Origin of the sequence: Enterobacter cloacae (assembly GCF_011078175.1) — a bacterium.
GTDB lineage: Bacteria > Pseudomonadota > Gammaproteobacteria > Enterobacterales > Enterobacteriaceae > Enterobacter > Enterobacter cloacae_Q.
This window is the reverse complement of record NZ_JAALCJ010000001.1, coordinates 346,453-357,678: the sequence shown is the minus strand read 5'-3', so window position 1 is coordinate 357,678 and position 11,226 is coordinate 346,453. Positions and strand designations below refer to the sequence as shown.

Sequence of the window (11,226 nt, the reverse complement as noted above, 5' to 3'; positions counted from 1 at the left end):
TGCCGGGCGTTTTGCTTTTATTCGCTCAGCAGGTGGCCCATTTTAGCGGCTTTGGTATCGAGATAGTGCGCATTTTTCGGGTTACGGCCAACAATCAGCGGCACGCGTTCCACGATATTGATACCCGCTTCAGTGAGGATCTCCACTTTCTTCGGATTGTTGGTCAACAGGCGCACTTCGTCCACTCCCAGCAGCTTAAACATATCTGCGCACAGGGTGAAATCACGCTCGTCAGCAGCAAAGCCGAGCTGATGGTTCGCTTCGACGGTATCGTAGCCCTGATCCTGCAACGCGTAGGCGCGGATTTTATTTAGCAGGCCAATATTGCGTCCTTCCTGACGGTGATACAGCAGAACGCCACGTCCTTCCTCTGCGATATGAGAAAGGGCGGCTTCAAGCTGAAAACCGCAGTCGCACCGCAGGCTGAACAGCGCGTCACCGGTCAGACACTCTGAATGAACGCGGGACAGCACCGGCGTTTGCCCCGAAATGTCGCCGAACACCAGGGCGACGTGATCTTGCCCGGTTGCCAGTTCTTCAAAACCCACCATCAGGAAATCGCCCCATGGGGTTGGCAGTTTGGCTTCTGCCACACGTTTAAGCTGCATGTGATTCTCCAGACCAGGCTGACACGTTTCGTGCCTTTGCCCCATTTTGCTTTCTGTATCGGACTATTTTGCCACAAGCCCGGCAACTTCACCTAATTACCACAACGTTATACGGACGTTAAACGCACGATCCGACATCTCCACCAGAACGATGAAATTCAGTTATGATTGTGGTGCTTAGTGAAAAAGGAGAGGACATGCTTTCAATTGCCAGACGAACGGCCGCAGGCGCCGCCGTATTGCTTGTTATACCCCTTGTCGTTTGGTTCTCCGGCTGGATGTGGCAGCCAGGACAAAACGAGACGTGGCTGAAAGCCTTATACTGGATAACCGAGACGGTCACCCAGCCGTGGGGGATTATTACGCATGTGCTGCTCTGTATCTGGTTCCTGTGGTGCCTGCGCTTTCGCCTTCGCGCGGCGTTAGTATTATTCGCCATTCTCGGCGGAGCCATACTTATCGGGCAAGGGGTTAAATCGTGGGTGAAAGATCGCGTACAGGAACCCCGCCCTTTCGTCGTCTGGCTGGAAAAAACGCACCATGTTCCGGTGGATGAGTTCTACAATTTAAAGCGTAAAGATCGCGGTGCGCTGGTAAAGGAACAACTTGCGGGTCAACAGGATATCCCGACTTTTTTACGCAAACACTGGCAAAAAGAGACCGGCTTTGCGTTTCCTTCCGGGCATACAATGTTTGCAGCAAGCTGGGCGTTACTTGGCGTGGGGCTGCTATGGCCGCGTCGGCGTACCCTCACGATTGCGATTTTGCTCGTCTGGGCGACAGGGGTTATGGGCAGTCGAATGCTGCTGGGGATGCACTGGCCGCGTGATTTAGTGGTGGCAACGCTGATCTCGTGGGTATTGGTGACGCTGGCATCCTGGCTTGCCCAACGTTTTTGTGGACCACTGACGCCGCCGCCGGAAGAGAAGGAAGAAATAGCCGAAAGGGAGTCTGACGGAACCTGAAGGTTGATATTCCGCGTTTTGACCATAAATCCATGTAGGGCGCGTTACTTTTTCCATTTCGCGTCCGCCACTAAAATGGTAGCTTATAAGGCTGATTGCAGTGAATTGAACACGCTTTATTCGCTCGAACCACATAACGGGAAGTCATGTGAAATATTTACTCATTTTCTTACTGGTGTTGGCGATTTTTGTCATTTCAGTCACATTGGGCGCGCAAAACGATCAACAGGTAAGTTTCAATTATCTGCTGGCGCAGGGCGAGTACCGGGTGTCGAGCCTGCTGGCTGTGTTATTCGCGGCGGGTTTTATCATTGGCTGGCTTGTATGCGGCCTGTTCTGGCTGAAGGTTCGTGTTTCTCTTGTTCGCGCTGAACGTAAAATTAAACGACTTGAACATCAACTTACGCCTGCGACTAACATTCCGGCGAGCTCTGGTGTGCCGGTAGTCAAGGAATAATCGAATATGCTGGAGTTGTTGTTTCTGCTTTTGCCTGTCGCCGCAGCCTATGGCTGGTATATGGGCCGCAGAAGCGCGCAACAAACAAAACAGGATGAAGCGAACCGACTCTCCCGTGATTATGTTGCGGGGGTGAACTTCCTGTTGAGCAATCAGCAGGATAAAGCGGTGGATCTGTTCCTCGACATGCTTAAAGAGGACACAGGCACCGTAGAGGCGCATCTTACCCTGGGTAACCTGTTCCGTTCGCGCGGAGAGGTTGACCGTGCCATTCGTATCCACCAAACCCTGATGGAAAGCGCGTCGTTGACCTATGAGCAACGGCTGCTGGCCGTACAGCAGCTGGGACGGGATTACATGGCCGCGGGGCTTTACGATCGCGCCGAGGATATGTTCTCCCAGCTCGTGGATGAGACAGACTTCCGTATCGGTGCGCTTCAGCAACTTCTGCAAATTTACCAGGCTACCAGCGACTGGCAAAAAGCGATTGATACCGCCGAACGGCTGGTCAAACTCGGCAAAGACAAGCAGCGTGTCGAAATTGCCCACTTCTACTGCGAGCTGGCACTCCAGCAGATGGGCAGCGATGACATGGATAAAGCCATGGCATTGTTAAAGAAAGGCGCCGCGGCCGATCGCAACAGCGCCCGCATCTCGATCATGATGGGCCGGGTCTTTATGGCTAACGGTGATTACGCCAAAGCCGTAGAGAGCCTGCTTCGCGTTATCGATCAGGACAAAGAGCTGGTCAGCGAAACGCTGGAAATGCTGCAAACCTGCTATCAGCAGCTCGGTAAGCAAGACGAGTGGGTGGCGTTCCTGCGCCGCTGTGTTGAAGAAAACACCGGCGCCACAGCCGAGCTGATGCTGTCTGATGTCGTTGAACAGCACGAAGGGAGTGATACTGCACAGGTCTATATTACCCGTCAGTTGCAGCGTCATCCTACAATGCGCGTCTTCCACAAACTGATGGACTACCACCTCAATGACGCGGAAGAAGGGCGCGCTAAAGAGAGCCTGATGGTGCTGCGAGACATGGTGGGTGAGCAGGTGCGGAGTAAACCGCGTTATCGCTGCCAGAAATGCGGCTTCACCGCGTACTCACTCTATTGGCATTGCCCTTCATGTCGTGCCTGGTCCACCATTAAGCCAATCCGTGGGCTGGACGGGCAGTGATTTTTTAAAACGCCGCATTTTAGTTACAACATACTAATGAGTGCAAAATTTTTCATTGGCACCGTGCGATCTATGGTTCGGCAGGAAAGGCATTCGATTCTGTTCATTTACCCCGGGGACAGGTAGAATGCACGCCGTTTATCTGTTCCGCGCCGCTGCGCGCCCATAGACGAAAAGGGCTGGTCATGACGTCTGTTACATCCTCCACTTCCCGCGTAGTTACCGATTCTCCCGTTGTTGTTGCTCTGGATTACAATAACCGTGATGCCGCACTGGCCTTTGTTGATGGCATTGATCCCCGCGATTGCCGTCTGAAAGTGGGCAAAGAGCTGTTTACGCTGTTCGGTCCGCAAATCGTCCGCGACCTGCACCAGCGTGGATTCGACGTTTTTCTCGATCTGAAATTTCACGATATTCCGAATACCACTGCGCATGCCGTGGCTGCGGCGGCTGAGCTGGGCGTGTGGATGGTTAACGTTCATGCATCCGGCGGGGCACGCATGATGACAGCGGCGCGTGAAGCGCTGGTGCCGTTTGGCACTGACGCTCCGCTTCTGATTGCCGTCACCGTGTTGACCAGTATGGATGAATCCGACCTTCGCGACCTGGGTGTGACATTGTCACCTGCTGAGCACGCGGAGCGGCTCGCGCGCCTTACGCAACAGTGTGGGCTGGATGGCGTCGTCTGTTCAGCTCAGGAGGCGGTTCGCTTCAAATCTGAATTAGGCCTCGATTTTAAACTGGTGACGCCAGGTATCCGTCCGGCAGGCAGTGCCTCAGGGGATCAGCGACGCATCATGACGCCAGAGCAGGCGTTAAGCGCGGGGGTAGACTATATGGTGATTGGCCGCCCGGTGACGCAATCCGTTCATCCGGCAGAGGCCCTGAAAGCGATTAATGCATCACTGAAAAGGGGGCATAATGCGTGACGCAAACAGTCGTCTGGTCTATTCAACCGATACCGGGCGCATTGAAGAGCCAAAAGAGAAAGCTGAACGACCGAAAGGCGATGGCATTGTGCGTATTCAGCGCCAGACAAGCGGCAGAAAAGGGAAAGGCGTTTGCCTTGTCAGCGGTATTGATCTGGATGATGCGGACCTGGTAAAACTCGCCGCTGAACTTAAAAAGAAGTGCGGCTGCGGTGGGGCAGTAAAAGATGGCATTATTGAGATTCAGGGTGATAAGCGAGATTTAATTAAAACGCTGCTGGAAGCCAAAGGAATGAAAGTTAAACTGGCAGGCGGATAGAATAGATGAGCCACGGACGTTGCCGTGGCTCTTTTTTTTCGTGCGTAAGTCAGACCTGAAAATACAAAATATATTATTTTATCGGTGAGAGCCGTTATGGTGATTATTTACCCACCTGATGACCGATAATACCACCTACGGCAGCACCACCTAACGTACCCAGCGTACTACCATCCGTTAATACTGCGCCACCAAGTGCACCAGCACCGGCACCAATCGCGGTATTACGGTCACGTTTAGACCAGTTAGAGCAAGCGCTCAGGGACATTGCTACAGTGATTGCCAGAACAGTGGCGGCTAATTTTTTGCTGGTAAAGGTCATAATACTTTCTCCTGAATTATCGATTCACGGAAAGGAATGCACTTTAAGTATAGACAATATCCCTACTTAAATTCGGTTCCCGTGAAAGCTGGTCGCGCAGGCGTTTCATCATCACGCAGGTGATAGTCACTTCCTGTTATATCGCTAATATTAATTTTACGTGTTTAGAACCGTTTCAACAGGTAAAAACTCTTAAAGGGAGGGTCGGAATACTCTCAGAGAAAGGTTTAAATGCGCCCATTATTCGGGCGCAGCAGGATAATCAGGCCGTTTTTTTCACAATATCGACCGCCAGGCCGTCTTGTTCTAATTGCTGGCGATATTCATCGCGCAAGCGCTCATCCGTTATCACACGGCTAAAGCGCGAAGCCGGACCCATCGTATAAGGGTGCACTGCGCCAAACTTAGAGCTGTCTGTCAGCACAATCGCTTCACACTCTTTGGCGAGTACGGCGTTAACCACGTCGGTACGCATCATGTCGCGACCGGTAAAGCCGGTGTCAGGCTGCCAGCCGTCAATACCAATGAATGCCTTACTGAAGTGAACCTGCTGAACATATTGACGGGTTAAGGGCCCCACCATGCTTTCGCTTTTCTTCTGGTAAATGCCGCCCAGCAGGATCACCTCGCAGGGCGTCTCCTTCAACAGATGGGCGATATAGCTGCTTACGGTGATGATGGTAACGTCTTTTTGATCTGCAAGCGTGCGCGCCAGAAGGGCGTTACTGCTGCCATTTTCAATAAAAACGGTCTCACCGTTATTCACTAAGGATGCAGCAAACTCCGCCAGCTCCCGCTTGAGCGCATAATTGTTCATCATGCGGGTTTCAACGTCGTCGCTGTCCAGTGGAACGGCATATCCGTGCGCGCGCCGCAGGTAGCTCTGTTTTTCCAGAAGATTCAGATCCTGACGGATGGTGACTTCAGAAACGCCGGTGGCTTTAGCGAGATCGACCACGCTCACGCGTCCCTGATCGATCACCATCTGCAAAATGATTTGTTGTCGGGAATTCATAGCATCCATTTAAAAGGCAAGGGCAGAAACAATGTGGTTACACTTCCCACGGGGCTTTTGGTTGGGTGGAGTCTGGGACAGTATCAGCGCCGTTCTCAGCCAGTAGCTCAGACTTGAGGATCTCAAGATTTCGGATAGCAGAGTGATAATCGCCCGCGACTAGAATATCCAGCACAGTATCAATACGCTGTGCCACGGCTGCTGCATCAATGTTAGACATAAGCTCACCCTGAAGCGAAAAGTTAATATTTTCAATGATGCAGAAAATTGACTAAAAAGAGAAGGTAAAAAATGCATTAACCAAAGTTCATCTATGAGAGTGATAAATTTAATCACCGTACGCTGCGGGCTATAGGGGTGGATTAGTCTAAAACTGCGCGCAACGCGCATTTTATAAGAGGAATTCGACTATGACAGTTATCAACCAGACAACCTGCACATTGTTTACTGATGCTGAACGATTCACTCAACTGGCGGCTTATTATGAAGCTGAACGGCGAACGGTGTGGATGATGTTACGTGCCACCCCACGGCCTTGTTTCAATCACGCACTGATCGAGGAGATCATGAACCTCTCGTGGCTGGTACGGCAGTCAGGGTTAATCGTGGATTTTTGGGTGACAGGATCGCTGGTCCCCGAAATATACAATACAGGGGGGGATTTACAGTTTTTCGTAGAGTGCATCAAAAACAATCGACGCGAAGCGTTACGTGCCTATGCCCGAGCCTGTGTGGACTGCGTGCATGCCGCCTCGCGAGGGTTTGACACCGGTGCTGTAACGTTGGCCATGGTGGAAGGAAGCGCCTTAGGGGGCGGGTTTGAGGCTGCGCTGGCGCATCATTTCATTCTGGCCCAGCGCGATGCCCGTTTAAGCTTTCCTGAAATCGCGTTCAATCTTTTCCCTGGCATGGGTGGCTATTCACTGGTGGCGCGGCGTGCCGGCATGAGAATAGCGGAGGATCTGATCTATAAAGGTGAGTCGCATACAGCGGAATGGTATGAGCAGCACGGCCTTGTGGATGTCTTATTCGAGCCGTTACACAGCTATCTTTCAGTGCGGACATTTATCGATACGCTACAGCCGAAGCTGAATGGCGTCAGGGCCATGTTGCGCGCCCGTACCCGTGTTTTGGCACTTCCAAGGAGCGAACTGATGGACATTACCGAGGATTGGGTTGATGCCGCCTTCTGCCTTGAACCGAAAGATATCGCCTACATGGAGCGGCTGGTTATGCTGCAAAATCGCCATCAGGCGACGGGCTTACGCAAAGCCAGCTAACGGACATGCCTGGCCTGATAACGCTTTAGCCATCGCTCGAATGCGGCAGCGGGCATGGGCTTAGCAAAGAGATAACCCTGCCGTTCGTTGACGCCATTCTTCGTCAGAAAGGCGTCTTCTTTTGCGCTCTCCACCCCTTCAGCAATGACCTGCAAATTCAGCGCCTGCGCCACAGCAACTATCGCGCGTACCAGCGACTGTGAAATAGTCTGTTTATGGATATCCCGCACGAAAGACTGGTCGAGCTTAATGGCATCGATAGGGAAGCGCGCCAGTTGTGACAGGGAAGAGTAGCCCGTACCGAAGTCATCCAGATGGATTTGCGCACCCAGGCGGCTAAATTGCTGGATCACTGACAGGGCCAGTTCTTCATTTTCGATGAGACAACTTTCGGTCAATTCCACGTCAATCGGACAGTATTCAAAATTCAGGTCTTTCAGCGCCTGCTTAAGGTCACTGAATATGGTCTGGTCCGCCAACTGACGGGCAGAGACGTTGACCGCAACGCGCAGATTGATCCCCTTGTCGCGCCATTTTGCCACCTGACGCACCACATCGAGCATAACCCAGCGGCCAAGCGGCACAATCAATCCCGATTCCTCAGCGTAGGAGATAAATTCCAGCGGCGGGATCAGGCCACGTTCTGGCGACTGCCAGCGCACCAGGGCCTCCAGACTTCTGACTTCACCGCGCCAGGTAATCTTCGGCTGGTAGTGAATCAACAGCTGATCCTTATCCAACGCTTTACGCAGGTTGGTATCCAGCCAGAGATATTCAAACACCCGTTGGTTCATCTCTGGTGAGAAGACGCAGAATTTACCCCGGCCATTTTCTTTGGCGGTGTACATCGCGGTGTCGGCATTGCGAATAACGCTTTCGCGATCGTTACCATGCTGGGGCGCAAGCGCAATGCCAAGCGAACATCCCGTGTAAACTTCAATAAGCCCGATGCGGAAAGGTTGGCGCAGTCGTGTCAGAATGCGCGACGCCATGGCTTCCAGCGCGCCCTGAGAGGTATCGGTTGCTAACACGATAAACTCATCTCCGCCCAGGCGCGCCAGGGTCTGTTCTTCGTCCAGACAGCTCAGGATCGCCAGCGCAACGGCCTGTAACAACTGGTCGCCAAACATGTGCCCATAGGCATCGTTCACTTTTTTAAAGTTATCCAGATCGAGATACACCACGCCCACCTGCGTGTCACCCCGCGCGCCGATGGAATCGGAGATCAGTTCATGGATGGCATTTCGATTAGGCAAACCGGTAATGGTATCCGTATTGGCGAGAACGCGCAGGCGCTCCTGGGCCCGACGCTCTTCCGTTATGTCTGTGCCAGAACAGATGAGAAAAATTTCGTTTTTCCCGCTGCCGCTGTGAACGAACTTGTTTCTGAAGAGAAACAGGCGTTGCCCCTTGCGGGTCTTGATCCAGCGTTCAACTTCGTACGAGCTACCGTTACGAAAAAAACCGGTGATGTTGCGTTTGGAGGCAGCGGCTTCGCTACGGCTCATAAACAGTTTGAACACGTTTTGCCCGATGACTTCCTGTTCCTTCAGGCCCGTATATTCTTCACTTAAACGGTTGAAGCGCTGAATATTCCCGTTCTGATCGAGGATCACAATTACGGAGTTAGCCTCGGAAACCACCTGTTCGGCGAAGGAAAGTCCTTGCGCCAGATCGCGCGCCACGGAAGGGGTATCGTTCCAGGCTGATGCCGTTCCTGCCCACTCAGTTTTATTGATTTTACGGCCGACAAGATGGACGGGAACATTAATACCGTACAAAGGGAGGGTCATGGCAATGCTGGAGGTGATCACCGTGAGCCGGCGTATCAGAGCAGCCTGCTCTTCATCCAGCGCAACCACCTGAATGATGTCAGCGCTTTCACTGGCCGCAAGATGCAGAGCATTGCTGTCTGCTGTCAGTCGCCACCAGGGGCTATGCGTACCCATGTAACGAAACAGCAAATTCTGCTCCAGATCGTCCAACACGTTTTCTCCCGCGTCTGCTGAGTAGCGCACATATTATTCATTTGCTGTCGACAATGACGGCTCTCTTTTACTGTAGATAATTCTGGCGAAATGTGGCGGTGGGAAACTGAAAAGTGTGAGAAAAAAACGATGATTTTGCGGGAGATAATATAGGCGAACTCCCGGCTGTCCCTGAACGGGAAGGCCGGGAGCTAATGCGTTTATCAGGCGACAGGTCGCGCGATAATGCTGCGGGTTTCCATACGGACTTCAGCGATGGTGACATCAATCACGTCAGTAACCTTGTAAACCGTTTCGCCTTTGATTTGCACGGTACCGTTTTCCTGACTACAAACCAGTTCATCGCGAACGGCGTGCAAGAACGGGGCAGGGATAAAGGCAACAGCGCCATTATCCACCAGACGAACGCGCATACCGCCGCGGCTGATGTCAATGATTTCTGCCGGGAAGCGGGTGTCAGTCCCTGCCTTATCATTCAGGAAGCGCGCGTACAACCAGTCACCGACATCACGCTCCGCCATACGGTTGAGACGGCGACGCTCTGCCATCTGCAACGTCGTATCATCCTGAGGGCGCGCAACAGATTCACCCTTAATGATCGCTTTCAGCAGACGATGGTTCACCATGTCGCCGTACTTACGGATCGGGGAGGTCCAGGTCGCGTACGCCTCAAGACCAAGACCAAAGTGCGGGCCTGGCTCGGTGCTGATTTCCGCAAAGGACTGGAAGCGGCGAATTCGGCTGTCAAGGAACCCTGACGGCTGCGCATCCAGCTCCCGGCGCAGTTTGCAGAAACCTTGCAGGGTCAGCACTTCCTCTGGATCGACGTGTACGTCGTGGGTTTTCAGCAGGGCAGCCAGCGCTTCGGTGTTCGCCGGATCAAACCCGGTGTGCACGTTGTAAATGCCAAAACCTAATTTGTCGCGCAGCACGCGGGCGGCACAAATGTTGGCGGAAATCATCGCTTCTTCAACGATGCGGTTGGCAATACGGCGCGGTTCAGCGACGATATTTAGTACTTCACCTTTTTCACCCAGCACAAAACGGTAATCGGGGCGATCTTTGAAGACCAGCGCGTGGGTTTGACGCCATTCGCTGCGGCTCAGGCAGACGCGGTGCAGCAGACGAATTTGTGCGGCAATGTTGTCGGACTCCGGTTGCCAGCTGCCCGTGTTCTCCAGCCAGTCGGATACATCGTCATAGGCCAGCTTGGCTTTGGATTCGATGGTGGCGGCAAAGAATTCGATATCCTCTTCAATGGTACCGTCAGACGCAATGGTCATGCGACAGGCCAGCACCGGACGCACTTCATGCGCACGCAGCGAGCAAAGATCGTCGGAGAGTTCACGTGGGAGCATCGGAATGTTAAAGCCGGGCAGGTAGTTGGTGAACGAACGCACTTTGGCCATCTCGTCCAGCTTGCTGCCTTCGACAATCCATGCGGTAGGGTCGGCGATGGCGACGGTCAGATGTAATTTGCCATCTGCTGTCTCTTCAGCGTACAGCGCATCGTCCATATCCTCGGTGCTGGCGCTGTCGATGGTGAAAAAGTCCAGAGCCGTCAGATCGCGACGTTCCAGACCTTCGTCCTGCATTTCAGTCGCCACACCATCAGGCGCTTCTTTTTCGAGGTTGTGGCGCGCCAGCGTCACCCACCACGGGACGAAATGGTCGTCGCCAAAGGTAATGTACTGGGTAAGCTCGGCGTAGAAACCGCGATCGCCTTTTAGAGGATGACGGCGCATCTCAGCAACCGCCCAGTCGCCCTCAACAAAATCATGCTCAATACCACGCGCTGCGCGGCACGGAATAGCATCTTTCAGGAGAGGATGATCCGGCACGACAGAAAGACGATCGTCTTTCTTATGCACTTTCCCGACAAAGCGGGTCAGGAAAGGTTCGATCAGTGCTTCCGGCTCGGCAGACTCTCGTTCCTTTTCGGTATGAATAACGGCCGAAATACGGTCGCCATGCATCACTTTCTTCATCTGAGGAGGCGGAATGAAGTAGCTCTTCTGCCCGTCAGCTTCAAGAAAGCCAAAGCCCTTTTCCGTGGCTTTTACGACCCCTTCTGCACGCGGCGTCTGGGAATGCAGTTGCTGTTTAAGCTGCGCTAGCAGCGGGTTGTCCTGAAACATAATGTTCTATTTTCGTAGCCATTGAGCGG

General features: G+C 53.0%; 12 protein-coding genes. 6 read left to right on the top strand and 6 right to left on the bottom strand.

The features are described 5' to 3' along the window. Positions 1-17 precede the first annotated feature (17 nt). Positions 18-608 carry a GTP cyclohydrolase II gene (gene ribA / locus G6Q29_RS01720; protein WP_003856813.1) on the bottom strand — a complete coding sequence of 197 codons (591 nt, stop codon included), beginning with the start codon at positions 606-608 and terminating at the stop codon, positions 18-20. Between the two features lie 197 nt (positions 609-805). On the opposite strand from ribA, the gene pgpB reads away from it, so the two are divergent. From pgpB to yciH, 5 genes are all read left to right on the top strand, one after another. Beyond that, complete coding sequence (gene pgpB, locus G6Q29_RS01715; protein WP_165464302.1) at positions 806-1,573, top strand: phosphatidylglycerophosphatase B; 768 nt, start codon at positions 806-808, stop codon at positions 1,571-1,573. A gap of 148 nt (positions 1,574-1,721) precedes the next feature. Then, on the top strand, positions 1,722-2,030 hold the full coding sequence (locus G6Q29_RS01710; protein WP_165464301.1) for a LapA family protein: 309 nt from the start codon (positions 1,722-1,724) through the stop codon (positions 2,028-2,030). Positions 2,031-2,036: 6 nt separating this feature from the next. After that, positions 2,037-3,206 carry a lipopolysaccharide assembly protein LapB gene (lapB, locus tag G6Q29_RS01705; protein WP_063452279.1) on the top strand — a complete coding sequence of 390 codons (1,170 nt, stop codon included), beginning with the start codon at positions 2,037-2,039 and terminating at the stop codon, positions 3,204-3,206. Positions 3,207-3,391: 185 nt separating this feature from the next. Next, entirely contained in the window at positions 3,392-4,135 is a 744-nt protein-coding gene (gene pyrF / locus G6Q29_RS01700; RefSeq protein WP_165464300.1) for an orotidine-5'-phosphate decarboxylase, read from the top strand. After that, entirely contained in the window at positions 4,128-4,454 is a 327-nt protein-coding gene (yciH, locus tag G6Q29_RS01695) for a stress response translation initiation inhibitor YciH (protein WP_165464299.1), read from the top strand. The genes pyrF and yciH overlap by 8 nt, the downstream gene beginning before the upstream one ends. A gap of 103 nt (positions 4,455-4,557) precedes the next feature. On the opposite strand, the gene osmB is transcribed toward yciH, so the two are convergent. The 3 genes from osmB to G6Q29_RS01680 form a co-directional block, all read right to left on the bottom strand. Continuing rightward, positions 4,558-4,776: an osmotically-inducible lipoprotein OsmB gene (gene osmB / locus G6Q29_RS01690; protein WP_165464298.1), complete on the bottom strand. Its 219-nt coding sequence runs from the start codon at positions 4,774-4,776 to the stop codon at positions 4,558-4,560. A gap of 262 nt (positions 4,777-5,038) precedes the next feature. Beyond that, the gene (locus G6Q29_RS01685) at positions 5,039-5,791 is read right to left on the bottom strand and encodes a DNA-binding transcriptional regulator YciT (RefSeq protein ID WP_165464297.1); all 753 of its coding nucleotides are present in this window, start codon (positions 5,789-5,791) and stop codon (positions 5,039-5,041) included. Positions 5,792-5,828: 37 nt separating this feature from the next. Then, entirely contained in the window at positions 5,829-6,011 is a 183-nt protein-coding gene (locus G6Q29_RS01680) for a hypothetical protein (RefSeq protein ID WP_165464296.1), read from the bottom strand. A 190-nt stretch (positions 6,012-6,201) separates the two neighbouring features. Between G6Q29_RS01680 and G6Q29_RS01675 the strand changes: the two genes are divergently transcribed. Then, entirely contained in the window at positions 6,202-7,071 is an 870-nt protein-coding gene (locus G6Q29_RS01675; protein ID WP_165464295.1) for a crotonase/enoyl-CoA hydratase family protein, read from the top strand. On the opposite strand, the gene pdeR is transcribed toward G6Q29_RS01675, so the two are convergent. Next, the gene (gene pdeR / locus G6Q29_RS01670; RefSeq protein WP_165464633.1) at positions 7,068-9,059 is read right to left on the bottom strand and encodes a cyclic di-GMP phosphodiesterase; all 1,992 of its coding nucleotides are present in this window, start codon (positions 9,057-9,059) and stop codon (positions 7,068-7,070) included. The genes G6Q29_RS01675 and pdeR overlap by 4 nt on opposite strands. 203 nt (positions 9,060-9,262) lie before the next feature. After that, positions 9,263-11,197: an exoribonuclease II gene (locus G6Q29_RS01665; protein WP_165464294.1), complete on the bottom strand. Its 1,935-nt coding sequence runs from the start codon at positions 11,195-11,197 to the stop codon at positions 9,263-9,265. Positions 11,198-11,226 lie beyond the last annotated feature (29 nt).

What these genes read in the sequence shown, in the direction of transcription:
- ribA (WP_003856813.1), bottom strand. Translation starts at nt 608, where the DNA reads ATGCAGCTTAAACGTGTGGCAGAAGCCAAACTGCCAACCCCATGGGGC.
- pgpB (WP_165464302.1), top strand. Translation starts at nt 806, where the DNA reads ATGCTTTCAATTGCCAGACGAACGGCCGCAGGCGCCGCCGTATTGCTT.
- lapB (WP_063452279.1), top strand. Translation starts at nt 2,037, where the DNA reads ATGCTGGAGTTGTTGTTTCTGCTTTTGCCTGTCGCCGCAGCCTATGGC.
- pyrF (WP_165464300.1), top strand. Translation starts at nt 3,392, where the DNA reads ATGACGTCTGTTACATCCTCCACTTCCCGCGTAGTTACCGATTCTCCC.
- yciH (WP_165464299.1), top strand. Translation starts at nt 4,128, where the DNA reads ATGCGTGACGCAAACAGTCGTCTGGTCTATTCAACCGATACCGGGCGC.
- osmB (WP_165464298.1), bottom strand. Translation starts at nt 4,776, where the DNA reads ATGACCTTTACCAGCAAAAAATTAGCCGCCACTGTTCTGGCAATCACT.
- G6Q29_RS01685 (WP_165464297.1), bottom strand. Translation starts at nt 5,791, where the DNA reads ATGAATTCCCGACAACAAATCATTTTGCAGATGGTGATCGATCAGGGA.
- G6Q29_RS01680 (WP_165464296.1), bottom strand. Translation starts at nt 6,011, where the DNA reads ATGTCTAACATTGATGCAGCAGCCGTGGCACAGCGTATTGATACTGTG.
- G6Q29_RS01675 (WP_165464295.1), top strand. Translation starts at nt 6,202, where the DNA reads ATGACAGTTATCAACCAGACAACCTGCACATTGTTTACTGATGCTGAA.
- G6Q29_RS01665 (WP_165464294.1), bottom strand. Translation starts at nt 11,197, where the DNA reads ATGTTTCAGGACAACCCGCTGCTAGCGCAGCTTAAACAGCAACTGCAT.